This window comes from Dietzia sp. E1, from assembly GCF_014145015.1.
Lineage (GTDB): Bacteria > Actinomycetota > Actinomycetes > Mycobacteriales > Mycobacteriaceae > Dietzia > Dietzia cinnamea_A.
This window is the reverse complement of record NZ_JAALDU010000146.1, coordinates 1-4,402: the sequence shown is the minus strand read 5'-3', so window position 1 is coordinate 4,402 and position 4,402 is coordinate 1. Positions and strand designations below refer to the sequence as shown.

The window sequence follows — 4,402 nt, the reverse complement described above, 5'->3', positions numbered from 1 at the left end:
GCGCTCGACGACGACCCGCTCGTTGGGCACGCAGTGCGTCATCGTCAGGCCCTCCACGTTGCGGGGGCCGTTCTTGCCGAGATTGGCCATGCGCTCGCGCTCCTCGTCGGTGAGCCGCTGCTTGGGCAGCGGCTCGAGGTGACGGACGTCGTCGGCCGAGATGCCGAGACCGTCGCCGACGCGCTGGCCGAGCTCGTCCTCGCACATGAACAGGTGCCAGACCATACGCTCCTGCACCTCGCGGGTGGCCTGCCCGATGTTGTCGATGAAGTTCTTCACGAGGTCGTCGCGCTCCCAGTCCTCCATGAGGCGGAAGCGCTGGCCCGCCTGCACGTAGTCGTTGGTGCGGGGGTACTCGCTGCGCGTGAGGCGACCCCGCAGTTCGGGACCCACCTCCTCCTCGCCGGTCGGCTCGGACTCGCGCAGGCCGTTCATCGTGGACGGCTCGTAGTTGACGTGGGGGTTCTGCCCCTGCAGATCCACTCCGTACGACATCGAGCCGCCACGCTGGTTCGTGGCGACCTTCGCGTTCTTGGCGCTGTTGACGGGCAGCTGCAGGTAGTTGGCACCGACGCGGTAGCGCTGGGTGTCGCTGTAGGAGAACGTGCGACCGACCAGCATCTTGTCGTCGGAGAACTCCAGGCCGTCGACCAGGACGCCGGTGCCGAACGAGATCTGCTCGTTCTCGTTGTGGTGGTCGGTGATGTTGCGGTTGAGCGTCATGGTGCCGACCAGCTTCGGCTCAAAGTCGTTCTCCGGCCACGTCTTGGTGTCGTCCAGCGGGTCGAAGTCCAGCTCGGGATGGTCGTCATCCGACATCATCTGCACGACCAGATCCCACTTGGGGTAGTCGCCGTTCTCGATGGCCTCGTACAGATCCTTGGAGGCGTGACCGGTGTCGTTGGCCTGGATGTTCGCCGCGTCCTCCTCGGTGAGGCTCTTGACGCCCTGGTGGGGCAGCCAGTGGTACTTCACCAGGTGGCTCTCGCCCTCGGCGTTGACCCAGCGGTAGGTGTTCACGCCGAAGCCCTGCATGTGCCGGTAGTCGGCCGGGATGCCGCGGGGGCTGAAGAGGTTGACCAGCATGTGCATCGACTCCGGCGACTGCGACATGAAGTCGTAGATCCGCGCGGGGTCCTGGCGGAACGTGATGGGGTCGGGCTTGAGGGAGTGGATGACGTCCGGGAACTTGATGGCGTCGCGGATGAAGAAGACGCCGAGGTTGTTGCCGACGAGGTCCCAGTTGCCGTCCTCCGTGTAGAACTTCACCGCGAAGCCGCGCGGATCCCGCGCCACCTCGGAGGAGTCCCGGCCGCCGATCACCGTGGAGAAGCGGATGGCGACGTCGGTCTTCTTGCCCGCCTCCTGGAACAGCTTGGCCCTGGTGTACTTCGAGATGGGCTCGTCGCCCCACTTCCCGGTCGCCTCGAACTCGCCGTACGCGACGAAGCCGCGCGCGTGCACGACCCGCTCCGGGATCCGCTCGCGGTCGAAGTGGCTGATCTTCTCCAGGAACTGGTAGTTCTCCAGCGTCGCCGGGCCGCGGGCGCCGACGGTGCGGGTGTTCTGATTGTCGTGAACCGGGTGTCCCTGGCGGGTGGTCAGAATGGGGTCGTCGTGCCTGCGCTCTTCGGACATCGATTCTCCTCGGGTAGAAGGCTTCGCCCGTCCGGTGGGGCTGGTCGTGGCCCCGACCCTAGGACTCGGGGCCTCCCGATACCACCGTTCGCGCAAAGACGAAATCCGCTACCCTGCCTCCGGATCCGCTACCCGTGGAGGGGGAGCGGATTCGGAGCCGGAGTAGCGGATTCGTCTAGCGGTCGGGGTGGGTCCGCCCGTCAGAGGTGCGTCAGAAGGCGGCCTCGTCCAGCTCCATGAGCTCGTTGCCGAGCCCCGAGACGATTCCCCGGGTGGCGGTGAGGAGGGGCAGTTCGTTCTTCGCGAACCACCGGGCGGCGGCGATCTTGCCGTTGTAGAAGGCCTTGTCGTCGTCAAACGCGCCGTCCACCTTGCCCAGGGCGACCTCGGCGCCGACGAGCAGACGCCAGCCCATCATGAGGTCACCGAACGCCATGAGCACGCGCACCGAGGCCAGCCCGATCGTGTACAGGCGCTTCGGCTCGTCCTGGGAGCCCATGAGGTGCTCGAAGCAGGTGCCGATCATGGCCTCGACGTCGGCCAGCGCGGTGGCCAGCAGCTCGCGCTCGGCGGCCAGCTTCCCGCCGCAGGCGTCGTTCTCCAAGAAGTGCTTGATCTGCGCCGAGATGTGGCCGACGGCGGTGCCGCGGTCCCGGGCGATCTTGCGGAAGAAGAAGTCCTGCGCCTGGATGGCCGTCGTGCCCTCGTAGAGGGAGTCGATCTTGGCGTCGCGGATGTACTGCTCGATCGGGTAGTCCTGCAGGAAGCCGGACCCGCCGAACGTCTGCAGCGACTCGGTCAGCAGCTCGTAGGCACGCTCGGATCCCACACCCTTGACGATCGGGAGCAGCAGGTCGTTGACCCGGTGGGCCAGCTCGGCGTCCGCGCCCGAGGCGCGTACGGCGGTCTCCGGATCCTGGTGGGCAGCGGTGTACATGTACACCGCGCGCAGGCCCTCGGCGAACGCCTTCTGGCGGATGAGGGCACGGCGCACGTCCGGGTGGTGGGTGATCGTCACGCGCGGCGCGGTCTTGTCGGCCATCTCGGTCATGTCGCCGCCCTGGACGCGCTCCTTGGCGAACTCGAGGGCGTTGAGGTAGCCGGTCGACAGGGTCGAGATGGCCTTGGTGCCGACCATCATGCGGGCGTGCTCGATGACGTCGAACATCTGGCGGATGCCCTGGTTGAGCACGTCGCCGCCGACCATCCAGCCCTTGGCGGGCACGCCGTGGCCGCCGAAGGTGACCTCACACGTGGTAGACGCCTTGATGCCCATCTTGTGCTCGACGCCGGTGACGAACACGCCATTGCGCTCGCCCAGCTCGTCGTTCTCGAAGTCGAAGTGGAACTTCGGCACGAAGAACAGGGACAGGCCCTTGGTGCCCGGCCCGGCGCCCTCGGGGCGCGCCAGGACCAGGTGGAAGATGTTCTCGAACATGTCGTCCGAGTCAGCGGAGGTGATGAAGCGCTTGACGCCCTCGATGTGCCACGAGCCGTCGTCCTGCTTGATGGCCTTGGTGCGGCCCGCGCCGACGTCCGAGCCGGCGTCGGGCTCGGTGAGCACCATGGTGGCGCCCCAGCCACGCTCGACGCAGGTGGCGGCCCACTTCTTCTGCTCCTCGGTGCCGTTCTCGTAGAGCACCGCGGCGAAGGACGGGCCGGCCGAGTACATGAACGCGGGCGCGTTGGCGCCGAGCATCATCTCGCCGACGGCCCACACCATCGCGCGGGGAGCCGGCATGCCGCCGATCTCCTCGGGCAGACCCATCGACCAGTAACCGGCGTCGAACCACGCCTTGAACGACTTCTTGAAGTCCTCGGGGATGGAGACCGAGTGAGTCTCCGGGTCGAACACCGGCGGGTTGCGGTCGGCGGAGGCGAAGGACTCGGCGACCGGGCCCTCGGCCAGGGCGGAGACCTCGTCGAGGATGCCCTTGGCGGTCTCGGTGTCCATGTCGCCGAACTCGCCGGCGTCGAGTGCCTCGTTCATGCCAAGGACCTCGAACATGTTGAACTCGAGATCCCGGACGTTGCTCTTGTAGTGACCCATTACGGTCTTCTCCGATCGGAGTGCGTGTCATGGAATTGGTCGCGCCCGAAGAGTCGGTGCTGCTCGCCCACGGGGCCACTGGAACCTACTCGTCGGTAACAACGCCGATGCTAATGCGTTGTCAGCGAACAGTCCAAGGTGAGGGAAGGCTCTGATTCCGCAGGCCGCGTCCCTCCGCGGGTTCCCGGGCCGGCTCGCCCGGGCGCCCACGGCGAGGGAGACTGTGGGGCAGAATCACCTCATGGCAGAGATCCAGCGGCGGGCGCCCTCCGCCGTCTCCGTGGTGGGGGCGGCGTTCCGTGTGGTCGAGTGGCAACTCGGGGTGGCCAGGGAGTTGATCCTCCTGCCCGCTCGGGTACTCGCACTGCTCGACGACGTCGAGGTGGTGGTCGAGCGGATCCAGGACCTGCTCGACGAGGTGAACCGGACCGTGCGGGCGATCGACGGGATCGTCGCCTCCGCGACCAGCACCGTCGACGACGTCCGCACCACCGTCGCCAGGGTCGACCAGATGATCGACCAGGTGGCCGGCACGGTGAGCGACGCGGAGGGGATCGTCCGTCGGGTCGATGGAACCATCGACTCGGCGGAGGGTGTGGTGCGTCGGGTGGATGCCACGATCGATTCGGCGGAGGGCGTGGTGCGTCGCGTGGACGCCACGATTGACTCGGCCGAAGGCGTGGTGCGTCGGGTGGACGCCACGATCGATTCGGC

General features: G+C 67.2%; 2 protein-coding genes and 1 pseudogene. 1 reads left to right on the top strand and 2 read right to left on the bottom strand.

All coding sequences use genetic code 11. The annotated features are described in order from the left end of the window. On the bottom strand, window positions 1-1,638 hold a 1,638-nt coding region (locus tag G6030_RS06160), incomplete at its 3' end, for a catalase (RefSeq protein WP_182642518.1). A 211-nt stretch (window positions 1,639-1,849) separates the two neighbouring features. Continuing rightward, a complete protein-coding gene (locus tag G6030_RS06155) occupies window positions 1,850-3,688 on the bottom strand; it encodes an acyl-CoA dehydrogenase (protein ID WP_182642517.1) in 1,839 nt (612 codons plus the stop codon). A gap of 241 nt (window positions 3,689-3,929) precedes the next feature. Here G6030_RS06155 and G6030_RS06150 point away from each other — a divergent pair. Then, window positions 3,930-4,402: pseudogene (locus tag G6030_RS06150) on the top strand (methyl-accepting chemotaxis protein); the annotation flags it as partial.